Origin of the sequence: Coprococcus aceti, from assembly GCF_025567285.1 — a bacterium.
Lineage (GTDB): Bacteria > Bacillota > Clostridia > Lachnospirales > Lachnospiraceae > Coprococcus > Coprococcus aceti.
On sequence record NZ_JAOQJT010000003.1, the window covers coordinates 13,278 to 26,875 of the forward strand.

The window sequence follows — 13,598 nt, forward strand, 5'->3', positions numbered from 1 at the left end:
GGAGGTTTTTTCTTGGCGTATGTACCTGTACCCAAAGACCTATCCAAAGTCAAAACAAAAGTCGCTTTCAATCTGACAAAGCGGCAAATCGTTTGTTTTGCGGCGGCACTCTTAATCGGACTGCCGCTGTTTTTTTTGCTCAAAGGCAGCGCAGGGACAAACCTTGCGGCTATGGCGATGATTGTCGTCATGCTCCCCTGTTTCCTGCTTGCCATGTATGAAAAACATGGGCAGCCCCTTGAAGTGGTGGTTAAGAACATCATTCAGACAAAGTTTACCCGCCCAAAGGAGCGACCTTACAAAACCGAAAACCTATACGCTGTCTTGGAAAAGCAGCGAAACTTAGAAAAGGAGGTATCAGCGATTGTCAAAAGGACAAACAAAAAAGACGCGGGAAGCCGCAGGAAACAGGCGTAAGCTGACCCGCGCCGAAAAGAAACAGATTGCCGAAGCTATCCGAAAGGCAAAAGGCGACGGCAAAGCCCGCACCGCACAGCAGACCATTCCCTACCTTGCCATGTACCCGGACGGTATCTGCAAGGTTACGGAAAAGAGATATTCAAAGTGCGTCGTGTTCGAGGACATCAATTATCAGCTTGCACAGGCAGACGATAAGACCGCCATTTTTGAAAACTGGTGCGATTTCCTCAATTACTTTGACGCGAGCGTGAGCGTGCAGCTTTCTTTCATCAATCAAGGGACGCAGCGGGAACAGGCAGAAAAAGCTATCTCTATCCCCGCACAGGAGGACGCTTTTAACTCTATCCGCACCGAGTATTCCGATATGCTGAAAAATCAGCTTAGTAAAGGCAACAACGGGCTTGTGAAGCACAAATACATTACCTTTACCGTTGAAGCCGATAACAAGGCGGCTGCAAAGTCAAGGCTTTCCCGTATCGAAACCGACGTGCTTAACAATTTCAAAGTGCTTGGCGTAACCGCCCGCCCCTTATCCGGCTATGAACGCTTAAAGGTGCTGCATGGGGTATTCCACCCGGAGGGCGAGCCGTTCTCCTTTTCCTTTGACTGGCTTACCCCGTCGGGGCTGTCTACAAAGGACTTTATCGCCCCGTCCTCTTTCCGTTTTGGCGAGGGCAGATATTTCCGCATGGGTAAGAAAATCGGCGCGGCGAGCTTCCTTGAAATCCTTGCACCGGAACTCAACGACCGTATGCTTGCCGACATACTGGACTTGGAAACGGGTGTAATCGTCAACTTACATATCCGTAGTATCGACCAGTCGGAAGCAATCAAAACCATTAAGCGCAAAATCACAGACCTTGACAAGATGAAGATTGAGGAACAGAAAAAAGCGGTTAGAAGCGGCTATGACATGGATATAATCCCGTCCGACCTTGCCACCTTTGGCAGCGAAGCAAAGAACTTGTTGCAGGACTTACAGAGCCGCAACGAGCGAATGTTTCTCCTTACATTCCTTGTGGTAAACATGGCAGACACGAAGCGGAAACTGGAAAATGACATTTTCGCTGCGGCGGGTATCGCACAGAAATACAACTGCCGCCTGACACGCCTTGACTATCAGCAGGAAGCGGGGCTTTTATCCAGTGTGCCGATTGGGAAAAACCTTATCCCGATACAGCGGGGGCTTACCACATCAAGCACCGCTATTTTCATTCCCTTTATCACGCAGGAGCTTTTTCAGACGGGGCAAGCCCTGTACTATGGCTTGAACGCCCTTTCTAACAATATGATACTCTGCGACAGAAAGCAGCTCAAAAATCCCAACGGGCTTATATTGGGAACGCCGGGAAGCGGAAAATCTTTTGCGGCAAAAAGGGAAATGACAAATGCTTTCCTCATTACCGACGACGACATTATCATCTGCGACCCGGAAGCCGAGTATTTTTCCCTTGTGCAGCGTCTTAATGGGCAAGTGATACGTCTTTCCCCTACGGGCAGGGGCATTGACGGCAAGCCCCAGTATGTAAACCCTATGGACATAAACCTTAATTACAGCGAGGACGACAACCCCCTTGCGCTGAAAAGTGATTTTATCCTTTCCCTTTGCGAGCTTGTTATCGGAGGCAAGGAGGGTTTGCAGCCTGTCGATAAGACCGTCATTGACAGGGCTGTAAGAAATGTGTACCGCCCGTTCCTTGCAGACCCCGACCCGGCAAAAATGCCTATCTTGGGCGACCTTTACGACGAGCTGTTAAGACAGCCGGAGCCGGAAGCTGCCCGTATCGCGGCGGCATTGGAGCTGTATGTTTCCGGCAGCCTTAACGTATTCAACCACAGAACCAACGTGGAACTTTCTAACCGCCTTGTCTGCTTTGATATAAAGCAGCTTGGAAAGCAGCTTAAAAAGTTAGGTATGCTCATTGTGCAAGACCAGACATGGAACAGGGTAACGATAAACCGGGCAGAGAAAAAGGCGACCCGCTACTATATGGACGAATTTCACTTGCTCTTAAAAGAGGAACAGACCGCCGCTTACAGCGTGGAGATTTGGAAGCGTTTCCGTAAATGGGGCGGTATCCCAACAGCCATTACGCAGAACGTCAAAGACCTTTTGGCAAGCCGCGAGGTGGAAAATATCTTTGAGAACAGCGATTTTGTCCTCATGCTCAATCAAGCGCAGGGCGACCGTACTATCCTTGCAAAGCAGCTTAATATTTCCCCGCAGCAGATGAAGTATGTTACCCACACCGAAGCGGGCGAGGGGCTTATCTTCTATGGAAATGTGGTGCTGCCTTTTGTAGACCGCTTCCCGAAAGATACCGAGCTTTACAGGGTAATGACAACGAAGCCGGAGGAAGTTTCCGAAAGCGGAAAGTGAGGTGCAGACCATGAAGCAATATAAATCCCGCGATAAAATCACACAGAAAATGACCCGCGACGGGCTTATTGAGGTAAACGAAACACAGCAGACCGCCGAGCGTATCAGTAAACGGGAACAGGACGCGGATTTTCAAAAGTCCCCGGAGCAGCAAGCGGCGCAGGACGGGACGCAGCTTCAAGGTGTAGCGTCCCAAACTTCCCCGTTACCCCACGCACCGGGAGCTTCCCCCGCAAGGGACACCGCCACAGCAGAGCGCGTTATGGAGCATATCGAAGCAGCACAGACCCGCAGAGCCAGTAAAAAAGCGGTACATAAAGCACAGGAGGAAGTTACCGTACAAACAACATCTTCCCGCTTGCAGTTTACCGAGGAAGAACTTGCCGTCCCGGAACTGGAATGCTATATTGAGAAATCAAACAAAGCCGCTGACCGACTGGACGCAGCAAAGGCAGCTATCCCGAAGCAAAAGAAACTGGTTAAGGAGCGCACCTTTGACGAAGCCGCAGGAAAGGCAAAGACCCGACTTCACTTTGAAGAACAGGAAAAACCGATACCCGGCGGCAAAAAAGGAAACCCGCTGTCCCGCCCCGCACAGGAAGCAGGGATTTTCGTCCACAACAAGATACATTCCGTTGAAAAGGACAATTCCGGCGTTGAGGGGGCGCATAAATCGGAGGAACTTGCCGAGCGCGGCGCGAAATACGGGGCGCGGAAGTTAAAACAGGGCTACCGCAGCCATAAGCTGAAACCTTACCGGGAAGCGGCAAAGGCAGAAAAGGCAGCATTTAAGGCAAACGTCAACTTCCAGTATCACAAAACCCTGCACGACAACCCGCAGCTTACTTCTAACCCGCTTTCCCGTTTCATGCAGAAACAGCAGATAAAACGCCAGTATGCAAAGGCGGCAAAGAAAGGAGGGGCAAAAGCCGCAGCGGAAGCCACAAGAAAGACGGCGAAGAAAACCGCCGAGGAAACGAGGAAAGCCGCCGCATTTGCGGCAAGACACCCGGCGGGCATTTTGATTGCAGTTGCCGCGCTGCTTCTCTTTATTATGATTTCCGCAGGGCTGTCCTCTTGCGGGGCTATGTTTTCGGGCTTGACAAACGGGGTGCTTGGCACTTCCTACACATCCGAGGACAGCGACCTTGTGGCAGTTGAAAACAACTATGCCGCATTGGAAAACGGGCTGCAAAGTGAGATTGACAATATCGAAAGCACCCACCCCGGCTATGATGAATACCGCTACGACCTTGACAGTATCGGGCATAACCCCCACGAACTTGCGTCTTACTTGACCGCCCTCTTGCAGAGCTACACCCCGCAGAGCGCACAGGCAGAGCTTGAACGTATCTTTTCCATGCAGTACACCTTGACGCTGACCGAGGAAGTGGAAATACGCTACCGCACCGAAACAAGCACCGACCCGGAAACCGGGGAAACCACCACCGAGGAAGTCCCTTATGAGTATCACATCTTAAATGTGAAACTGACAAACAAGCCGATTTCAGAGCTTGCGGAGGAACTTCTTACGCCACAGCAGCTTGAAATGTACCGGGTGTATTTGGAAACAAGCGGCAACAAACCGCTGATTTTTGGCGGCGGTTCTCCCGACGGAAGCCCGTCCGAGGATTTAAGCGGTGTGGAGTTTGTAAACGGTACGCGCCCCGGAAATCAAGAGCTTATGGAGCTTGCAAAGCAGCAAGTCGGAAATGTGGGCGGCTACCCTTACTGGTCTTGGTACGGCTTTAACAGCCGCGTGGAATGGTGCGCCTGTTTTGTATCATGGTGCTACAATCAAGCCGGAAAAAGCGAACCGCGCTTTGCGGGCTGCGAATGGCAGGGTGTCCCTTGGTTTCGGTCAAGGGGACAATGGGGCGCACGCGGCTATGAGAATATCGCACCGGGCGACGCTATCTTTTTCGATTGGGATTTAGACGGCGTTGCCGACCATGTGGGGCTTGTGCTTGGCAGGGACGGCAGCCGCGTCTATACCGTTGAGGGCAATTCCGGCGACGCCTGCAAGATAAAGAGCTATGACCTTAACTATCAATGTATCAAAGGCTACGGGCTGATGAACTGGTAAAGCAACCCCAAAAAGAAAGGAGAAATGACTTATGGCAAACAATAAAATTGACCGTATCAATAAGGAAATCGCAAAGACCCGCGAGAAAATCACAGAGTATCAGAACAAGTTAAAAGGACTGGAAGTGCAGAAAACCGAAGCGGAAAACCTTGAAATCGTGCAGCTTGTACGAGCTATGCGTCTGACCCCGCAGGAACTGAACGCTATGCTGTCCGGCGGCGGTATTCCCGGCATGACTGCCGCACCCGCAGAAGAAAACGAACAGGAGGAAAATGCAGATGAAGAATAAACTGAAAAAGACCATGACTGCCCTTTGTGCCGCCCTTATCCTTATGGGCGGTTTTTCTGTCCCTGCCTATGCACAGGGCGCAGCCACAGAGCCGCCCGCCGGGGACGCGACCAACGACAGTAATGTAGTTGTGGAGGAAAAAGAGGAAACGCCGCCCCTTACCCCAAAGGGAAACGCTACACTGGTTGACGATTACGGCGGCAATAAGCAACTTATCACTGTTACCACCAAAGGCGGCAACTATTTCTATATCCTCATTGACCGCGCCGCCGAGGGCGAACAGACCGTACATTTCCTAAATCAAGTGGACGAAGCCGACCTTATGGCACTGACCGAAAACGGCGAAGCTGCCAAAAAGCCGGAAATCTGTAACTGTACGGAAAAATGCGAAGTCGGAAAGGTAAACACGTCCTGCCCGGTATGTGTTACCAGTATGACAGGCTGCACAGGCAAAGAACCTACCCCAACACCAACGGAGCAGCCGGAAGAACTGAAAGAAAAAGGCGGCAATCCCGGTGTGGTGCTTGCCTTAGTCCTCTTTGCCCTGCTTGGTGGCGGTGCAGCGTTCTACTACTTTAAGTTTCTAAAGCCGAAGCAGAATGTAAAGGGCGATACCGACCTTGAAGATTTTGAATTTGAGGACTACGACGAGGACGAGCCGGAAGCAGATACCGGGGAAACTCCCGAAGATGAAGAAACGGAGGAAGAAACCCTATGACCCTGTTTACCAACAATCCCTTTGAAAAGATGATGATACAGAAACCGAACGGGCGGCGTGATAATGCGCCGCCTGTTCCTTATCCCCCTGCTTGTGCTTCCTGCCCTTACAAGGGACAGTCCCCTTGTGTGGGGTACTGTCTGAAACAGGTACAGGAGAAAAAGAAAACCGAGCCGGAACGCTGAAAGGAAATGTGGAGAAACTTCTTTTTGTGTGGTAAAATAATTATCATATAGCAAAGGAGCTGATGAATTGGGAAATAAATTAACAGACGCTTTAATAGCAACTGGAAAAGGGGCTGTATCATTATTCCCCGGAGGTGGTTTTTTAGCCGAGTATATAAGTTTGGCACAAGGGTATGTGGCTGATAAACGAATGAATGAGTGGAAGCAAAGAGTTGAGGAAATATTAGAAAAAATTCCACGCTCAATAGATGAATTGGCACAAGATGAGGCGTTCTATTCTTGTGTTCAAGTTGCAACTATGGGAGCAATGAGAGCATATCAGAAAGAAAAGCAAGAGCTTTTTGCTAATGCACTTTATTCTTCTGCAAACAATATAGATATACCAACGGATAAAAAACTTTTTTACTTGTCATTACTTGGAAGTTATACATTAAGTCATATAATGTTGCTAAAATATTTCGCACAAGATAATTACAATGAAAAGGTTATTAAGCGAAGTGGAACAACAATTCGGACGATTGGTGGAACAGAACACCCGATAAAAGGAATTATTGAGAAACTTCCTTGCTTTGCAGATGATATAATGTTTGTAAAACATATTGCAGGACAGCTTTGTTCAGACAGTTTAATAAGCATTGTAGATTTTGATACACCTGTTTCAACAGAACTTGCAAGAGCAAAAAGAACCACAAAATACGGAGATGAATTTTTAAAATTTATTCAAGACTATCAATAGATAGCTTATTTGTAGAGTAGCCAGAAATGGCTGCTCTTTTCTTTTACCCGAAAGGAGGATTTATCATTGATTTTAGTTATCGCAGAAAAGCCCAGTGTGGCACAGACAATCGCTGCCGTACTTGGGGCAAAGGAAAAGAAAGACGGATTTCTCACAGGAAGCGGCTATCTTGTTTCTTGGTGCGTGGGACATTTGGTAGGGCTTGCGGAAGCTGCCACCTACGGGGAACAATATAAAAAGTGGAGCTATGACAGCTTACCGATTTTACCGCAGGAATGGAAGTACACCGTTTCCGCTGACAAGGAAAAGCAATTCAAAACCTTAAAGGAGCTTATGCACCGGGCAGACGTTTCCGAAGTCATCAATGCCTGCGACGCAGGGCGCGAGGGAGAACTCATTTTCCGTTTTGTCTATGAAATGGCGGGCTGCAAGAAACCTATGCGCCGCCTTTGGATTTCTTCTATGGAGGACAGCGCAATCAAAGAGGGATTTTCCCGTCTGAAGAACGGCGAAGAATACGACGCGCTCTTTGCTTCCGCATTATGCAGGGCAAAGGCTGACTGGCTTATCGGTATCAACGCCACCCGCCTTTTCTCTGTCCTTTACAACCACACCTTGAACGTGGGACGCGTACAGACCCCGACCTTAAAAATGCTTGTTGACCGGGACGCAGCGATTACCACATTTAAGAAAGAAAAATACTATCATGTTCGCCTTACCTTATCCGGCGCGGAAGCTGCAAGTGAAAGAATTTCAGATAAGGCAGAAGCCGACGCATTAAAAACGACTTGCGAAGCGTCAAAAGCAGTCTGTACTTCCCTTGTGAAAGAGAAAAAGACCGCAGCCCCGCCGAAGCTCTTTGACCTTACTTCTTTACAGAGGGAAGCAAACCGCCTGTTCGGATATACGGCAAAGCAGACCCTTGACCTTGCACAAGCCCTGTATGAAAAAAGACTTCTTACTTATCCGAGAACCGACAGCGCATTTCTGACCGACGACATGGGCGACACAGCGGCGGGCATTATCAAACTGCTTTGTGGAAAGTTTTCTTTTATGGCGGGAAAAGACTTCACGCCGGAGCTTGGAAAGGTTCTGAACAGTAAAAAGGTATCAGACCACCATGCCATTATCCCGACTATGGAGCTTGCAAAGACTGACCTTGCCGCGCTGCCGGAAAGCGAAAGGAATATCCTTACCCTTGCCGGGACGCGTCTACTTATGGCGACCGCTGCACCGCATACCTTTGAAGCGGTTACAGCAGTTTTTGAATGTGCCGGACAGTCTTTTATCGCAAGGGGAAAAACGGTGCTGTCCGACGGGTGGAAAGAGATTGACCGAAAATACAGGACAGCCTTAAAGAACAAGCCCGAAACGGACGACGCAGACAGCGACATAGAAAATACCCTGCCACAGTTTACCGAGGGACAGACCTTTGAAAATCCGACGGCAAAGGTAACGGAGCATGACACAACACCGCCAAAACCTCACAACGAAGCGTCGCTGCTCTCTGCTATGGAGCGCGCCGGAAGTGAGGACACCGACCCGGACGCAGAACGCAAAGGGCTTGGAACTCCCGCCACCCGCGCCGCCGTCATTGAAAAACTGGTAAAGGGCGGCTTTGTGGAGCGAAAAGGCAAGCAGCTACTTCCCACAAAGGACGGTATCAATCTTGTGTGTGTCCTGCCGGACACCTTGACAAGCCCGCAGCTTACCGCAGAATGGGAAAACAATCTGACGCAGATTGCCAAAGGCAAGGCAGACCCCGCCGCATTTATGGAGGGTATCGAGGATATGGCGCGGGAACTGGTAAAGACCTATCCGTTTCTTTCTGATGATAAAGCGCAGATGTTCAAGCCGGAACGGGAAGCGTTGGGAAGCTGCCCCCGCTGCGGTTCTCCTGTCTATGAGGGAAAGAAAAACTACTATTGCAGCAATAAGGAATGTAGCTTTACCATGTGGAAAAATGACCGTTTCTTTGAAGAACGAAAAGTAACCTTTACCCCCAAAATTGCCGCTGCACTCTTACAATCCGGCAAAGTAAATGTGAAAAAGCTCTATTCCCCAAAGACGGGCAAAACCTACGACGGAACTATCGTATTGGCTGATACAGGCGGGAAATATGTCAACTACCGCATTGAACTGTCGAAGAAGAAATAACTGAATAGCAAGCATAGGAAAAGAGTACCCTTTTCCGTAAAATCCCTGCTTTCTCTACCGAGAACGGCGGGGATTTTTGCTTGTTGGGAAGTGTCCCAAACCCTCTGTTTTGTGGAGGGTTTTACCCTCTGAAATCTTGAAAAAATCTATAAAATCTTTGGCAAAAACGCGGGCGCGGGGTACTGAATGATGAAACCGGAACATTCAGCGTCCGCGCTGCCCTTTGGAAAGGAGGTTACACATGGCAAGTTTACGGGACACCGTAAAGGACTATCAAGAAGAATTACGGGACGGTATCGCTTGGGTGGCGTTTTGGAAAACGGGACGTTCTTGGAACGCCGAATATTTCCACCTTGAAATGGGCGACTACCTTTACCCGGAGGACAGAAGCCGCATGGAAGAAATCAAGCAGGCTGACCCTGCCGCCGTTGTGGTAAACGGCTATTATTCCGGCTATCTTGGCGAGGACAGGAACCTTGACGAACTGACCGCCGGGGTGCGTCGCCACTACGAAAACGGATATAGCAATATCGGGGAATTTATCGAAGCCCACGACGACAGGCTGCCGCCGGAGCTTATCGAGGAAGCAAGAGCCGCCGCCCACGCTGCGGGGCTGCCTTTCTCTGAAAAAGCCTACCGGGACGGCGAAGAACCCGACCCCTATCTATTTGACGGGAGCATGAGCATAGAGGACTACGAACTTATGCACCGCATGATTGAAAACGAAAGGAGTGAACGCATGGCAGAAACGATTTTAAGCGGGTATCTTTCTAATCTTGGAAAGTACACCGAGGGCAGACCTGCGGGCGAATGGGTATCATTCCCCACGACTGCCGAGCATTTGAAAGAAGTCTTTGACCGTATCGGGATAGACGGCAAAAACTACGGGGAACTGCATATCACAGAATACCAGTCCTCTATTGCAGGACTGGCAGGGAAATTGACCGAGCTTGAAAGCCTTGACGAACTGAACTATTTGAGCGAACTTTTAAAAATGCAGTTTGACGACGACCGGGAAAAATTTGCTGCGGCTATCACATACGGCGACCATACAAGGGACTTGCAGGACATTATAAACCTTGCACAAAACCTTGACTGTTACTGGATTTATCCGTCCGTAAAAACCGAGGAAGATTACGGGCATTATCTGATTGAAGAACTGGACGAGTTGGAGCTGCCGGAAGAAGCAAAAAATTATTTCATGTATGAGGAATACGGGAGGGACGCTGCTATCAATGACGGGGGCAGATTTACCGAGCAGGGATATATCTACAACAACCGCAACACCTTTACACAGTGGTATGACGGGCGCGACGTGCCGGAGGAATACCGGGTAACGCCGCAGCCGCAGGAACAGGCAGACCTTGACGCTGCCGCAGCCATACCGACCACTGCCACAGAGCAGCCCCCGGTTCTCCCGATTATCCTATCTTCCGAAAAGCCCGCTGACAAAATGAAAGAGATTACCGACCGACTGGAACAGGGCATTTTGGGGATTTATGAAAGCGACCGTTACGCCGACTATCTGCGTACTATGTCTAAATTCCATGATTACAGCCTAAACAATACAATCCTTATCGCCATGCAGGGCGGCAACCTTGTAAAAGGCTATAAACAATGGGAAAAGGAATTTGACCGCCATGTAAAGCCGGGAGAAAAAGCTATCAAGATACTTGCGCCCGCGCCCTTTACCGTTAAGAAACAGGTGGAAAAAATCGACCCGGACACGCAAAAGCCTGTTTTCGATAAGAACGGGAAAGCCGTTACCGAGGAAAAGGAAATCCAAATCCCCGCCTTTCGTGTGGTATCTGTTTTTGACGTATCGCAGACCGAGGGTAAGGAGTTGCCCGACCTTGGGATAAAGGAGCTTACGGGCGACGTGGAACAGTATCAGGATTTTTTCGCTGCCCTTGAAAGGACTTCCCCGTTTGTTATGGGATTTGAAGCACTAAGCGGCGGCGTAAAAGGACGCTGCAATTATGAGGAAAAGCGTATCTCTATCAACGAGGGTATGGACGAATTGCAGAACATCAAGACCGCAATCCATGAAATCGCCCATGCAACACTCCATGACATAGACAAAGACGCGCCGGAACGTCCCGACCGCCGCACCCGCGAGGTACAGGCGGAAAGCGTTGCCTATGCGGTCTGTCAACATTACGGGCTTGATACGTCCGACTATTCTTTTGGGTATATCGCCGGGTGGAGCAGCGGAAAAGAACTTGCAGAACTGAAAGGCTCTCTTGAAACAATCCGCAGCACCGCCGCAAGTCTGATTGATACCATAGACGGACATTTTGCGGAAATCCAAAAGGCACAGGATAAGGAACAGACCACCGAACAGGCACAGACCCCACAGGAAGCTACCATACAGCCCGAAGCAGAAGTAGCCGCGCCGGAGCTTCCCGAAGAAACAGCCCCGGTACAGGAAAAAGAAGCACAGACCGAGCCGGAAGCTGATACAGGCGCAAACAGCGAAGCACCGCAGACTACACAGCCGGGACAGGCAGCCCCCGCCGCACCTTATTACACAATCAATGAAGCTGCCGCCAAACGTGCAAAGGATATGAACAGCTTTTCTGATTATAAGCAAGGCAGCGCGACGGCTGAATACAGGCACTATGTAGATGAAGCCGTACAGCTTGCAGAAAGGCAGAAACAACGGGTAGACCCGATGTACCATGAGAAAATCGACAGCCTGCTTGACACTTACGCCCGGAAACTGGCGGCGAACATGAACAAAGGCTATGAGATTGACGCGCGTGTTCCCTCTATCCTCATTGCGGGCGGCTCTAACTTCCCCACAAGGAAGAAAGAAAAGCAGAACGCAGCCCGCGACAGCAATTACCGGGAATGGCAGGACATACAAGGACTTCTTGATAAAATCCGCAGCACCGGCATGGGCGGTATCAGCGCAGACGACCCGCAGGCAGTACAGAAGTTGGAGAAGAAACTGGAAAACCTTGAAAAATCGCAGGAAACCATGAAAGCCGTAAACGCCTACTACCGCAAGCATAAGACCCTTGACGGCTGCCCGCATTTGTCGCCGGAACAGCTTGAAAAACTGAAAGCAGACATGGCGAGCAGTTGGCATTTGGGGGACAAGCCTTTTGCGACTTGGGCGTTATCCAACAACAGCGCAGAAATCAGGCGCGTAAAAGACCGTATCAAATCCCTTTCACAGCAAAAGGAAATCGGTTTTGTGGGTTGGGAATTTGACGGCGGCAAGGTGGAAGCAAACACCGAAGCGAACCGTCTGCAAATCTTCTTTGAAGATAAGCCGGACGAAGCCACGCGGGAAGCCTTAAAAAGTAATGGCTTCCGTTGGTCGCCCAAAGCAGGGGCATGGCAGCGGCAGCTTACCAGTAACGCCTACTATGCGGCTGATTATATCAAGGCGATTGCACCCTTTACCGGGGAAAAGCCTACCGAGTTACAACGGGCGCATATCCGGGCGCAAAAAGAAGCGGCGCAGAAAAAGCCCGAACAGGAAGCCATTTACAAGGTACACGCAAATCCCCGCAGCGACAGCAGGGACAACCTGTATCTGCTGCAAGCCTACATTCCGCAGGAGGACGGGAAAGCAAAGATAGGCGACGTTTTGTATATCGGAACGCCGGAGAAATGCCGAGAGCTTATGGCGCAGCTTACCGCCGGGGAGCTGACACAGGGAGAAGTCAAGGAGCTTTACGCAAAGACGCAGACCGCCGCGCCGGAAATCCCTATGCCAGACCCTACAATCAGCGTCAAGGATATGCAGGAATACGGCTATGCTTGGGACGGTATGCTTCCGCTTCAGCAGGAAGCCGCTGAACGCCTTTTCCATGAGGATATGTCCGTTTATCTTCTCTATGAGGACGGCACAGAGGGGCTTGTTGATACCTTGGAGGATTTACAGGCACACGCACAAAAAGGCGGCTTGTTCGGCGTGGAAAAGGAAACATGGGAAGCCCTGCGGGAGTACAACGCCATGAAGCAAGAACTACGGGAAAGCGAGCCATCAAGGGAAGCTCTCTTACTCTATGGGAACGAGGACACTTTCGGAATTTATCAGCTAAAGAACGGCAAAGAAACGCGGGACTTGCGCTTTGAGCCTTACGACCGCATACAGGCGGCGGGAAACAGCATTGACAGAGGCAATTATGAGCTTATCTATACCGCACCCCTTACGCCGGGAATGTCCCTTGAAGATATTTACACCCGCTTCAATATCGACCACCCGAAAGATTTTAAGGGACACAGCCTTTCCGTTTCCGACGTGGTGGTGCTTCATCAGAACGGGCAGGACACCGCCCACTATGTAGACAGCTTGGGGTATAAGGACGTGCCAGAGTTTTTGCAGCCGAAAAACTATTTGAAAGCTGCCGAGCAGACCACCGAGCAAAATTACAACATGATTGACGGGCAGATAAACAACACCCCGACCGCTGCGGAACTGGAAGAAAAAGCAAAAGCCGGAGGACAGATTTCCCTTGCAGAATACGCCGAAGCATTGAAAACCGATAAGGAACGTGGCAAGCCTGCCAAACAGGAAAAGCCCTCTATCCGGGCGCAGCTTAAAGCAGCGAAAGAACAGACACCAAAGAAACAGGCAAGACAGAAAACACAGGATTTGGAAAGGAGCTGA

The 13,598-nt window shown here is 50.1% G+C and carries 9 protein-coding genes; all 9 read left to right on the forward strand.

The annotated features are described in order from the left end of the window. The first annotated feature begins 12 nt into the window (after positions 1 to 12). The 9 genes from OCV54_RS04910 (at position 13) to OCV54_RS04950 (ending at position 13,598) form a co-directional block, all read left to right on the forward strand. A complete protein-coding gene (locus OCV54_RS04910; RefSeq protein ID WP_055222875.1) occupies positions 13 to 417 on the forward strand; it encodes a PrgI family protein in 405 nt (134 codons plus the stop codon). Next, positions 365 to 2,800 carry a VirB4-like conjugal transfer ATPase, CD1110 family gene (locus OCV54_RS04915; RefSeq protein ID WP_055222877.1) on the forward strand — a complete coding sequence of 812 codons (2,436 nt, stop codon included), beginning with the start codon at positions 365 to 367 and terminating at the stop codon, positions 2,798 to 2,800. The genes OCV54_RS04910 and OCV54_RS04915 overlap by 53 nt, the downstream gene beginning before the upstream one ends. A gap of 49 nt (positions 2,801 to 2,849) precedes the next feature. Then, complete coding sequence (locus OCV54_RS04920; protein WP_055223216.1) at positions 2,850 to 4,886, forward strand: C40 family peptidase; 2,037 nt, start codon at positions 2,850 to 2,852, stop codon at positions 4,884 to 4,886. Between the two features lie 31 nt (positions 4,887 to 4,917). After that, the gene (locus OCV54_RS04925) at positions 4,918 to 5,175 is read left to right on the forward strand and encodes a DUF4315 family protein (RefSeq protein WP_055153476.1); all 258 of its coding nucleotides are present in this window, start codon (positions 4,918 to 4,920) and stop codon (positions 5,173 to 5,175) included. Then, complete coding sequence (locus OCV54_RS04930) at positions 5,165 to 5,893, forward strand: DUF4366 domain-containing protein (RefSeq protein WP_002610332.1); 729 nt, start codon at positions 5,165 to 5,167, stop codon at positions 5,891 to 5,893. The genes OCV54_RS04925 and OCV54_RS04930 overlap by 11 nt, the downstream gene beginning before the upstream one ends. Continuing rightward, positions 5,890 to 6,078 carry a hypothetical protein gene (locus tag OCV54_RS04935; RefSeq protein WP_002610333.1) on the forward strand — a complete coding sequence of 63 codons (189 nt, stop codon included), beginning with the start codon at positions 5,890 to 5,892 and terminating at the stop codon, positions 6,076 to 6,078. The genes OCV54_RS04930 and OCV54_RS04935 overlap by 4 nt, the downstream gene beginning before the upstream one ends. A gap of 67 nt (positions 6,079 to 6,145) precedes the next feature. After that, the gene (locus OCV54_RS04940) at positions 6,146 to 6,814 is read left to right on the forward strand and encodes a hypothetical protein (RefSeq protein WP_055222878.1); all 669 of its coding nucleotides are present in this window, start codon (positions 6,146 to 6,148) and stop codon (positions 6,812 to 6,814) included. A gap of 66 nt (positions 6,815 to 6,880) precedes the next feature. Further along, positions 6,881 to 8,971 (forward strand): DNA topoisomerase 3, encoded by a 2,091-nt coding sequence (locus tag OCV54_RS04945; protein ID WP_055222880.1) that lies wholly within the window; start codon positions 6,881 to 6,883, stop codon positions 8,969 to 8,971. Between the two features lie 241 nt (positions 8,972 to 9,212). Continuing rightward, positions 9,213 to 13,598, forward strand: coding sequence for an antirestriction protein ArdA (locus tag OCV54_RS04950; protein WP_139352966.1), 4,386 nt, complete (start codon positions 9,213 to 9,215; stop codon positions 13,596 to 13,598).

Bases quoted from the DNA above. Each gene is read 5' to 3' on its own strand.
- OCV54_RS04950 (WP_139352966.1), top strand. From the start codon at position 9,213: ATGGCAAGTTTACGGGACACCGTAAAGGACTATCAAGAAGAATTACGG.
- OCV54_RS04925 (WP_055153476.1), top strand. From the start codon at position 4,918: ATGGCAAACAATAAAATTGACCGTATCAATAAGGAAATCGCAAAGACC.
- OCV54_RS04930 (WP_002610332.1), top strand. From the start codon at position 5,165: ATGAAGAATAAACTGAAAAAGACCATGACTGCCCTTTGTGCCGCCCTT.
- OCV54_RS04920 (WP_055223216.1), top strand. From the start codon at position 2,850: ATGACCCGCGACGGGCTTATTGAGGTAAACGAAACACAGCAGACCGCC.
- OCV54_RS04935 (WP_002610333.1), top strand. From the start codon at position 5,890: ATGACCCTGTTTACCAACAATCCCTTTGAAAAGATGATGATACAGAAA.